This is a genomic window from Achromobacter sp. Marseille-Q0513 (assembly GCF_018195695.1).
GTDB lineage: Bacteria > Pseudomonadota > Gammaproteobacteria > Burkholderiales > Burkholderiaceae_B > Achromobacter.
Map to the genome: position 1 here is coordinate 1 of NZ_JAGTJY010000662.1, position 324 is coordinate 324.

Sequence of the window (324 nt, forward strand, 5' to 3'; positions counted from 1 at the left end):
ACATCATCAGCTTGAGCGACTATGAGTGGCGTCTTTGCCTGATTTTGGCCTTGGCTACCGCCTTCGCGCTCTTGGTTCAGCCCCTTCGGGCGTTCGGGCTCATTGGCGCTTTGATATTGGCGGTTGCGGCGAGTGTTCTGGCCGTGATGGTCGTGGCGGGCTATTCCCTGATAACGGGGGGGGTGGGCCAACTTCTTGCTCTTTTTAACACATTGACCCGGCGGCCGGAACCCCCTTTTGGGATGTTGGTGGGCGCGCGTTATTTTTAAAAAAAAAAATAACGAAGATTATTGGTCATATGAACTAGGGTATATAAAGTAATAG

The 324-nt window shown here is 51.5% G+C and carries 1 protein-coding gene; it reads left to right on the forward strand.

Annotated features, from left to right (window positions below):
- A partial coding sequence (locus KDH83_RS32205) for a hypothetical protein (RefSeq protein ID WP_212323285.1) occupies window positions 1-269 on the forward strand: 269 nt, incomplete at its 5' end.
- Window positions 270-324 lie beyond the last annotated feature (55 nt).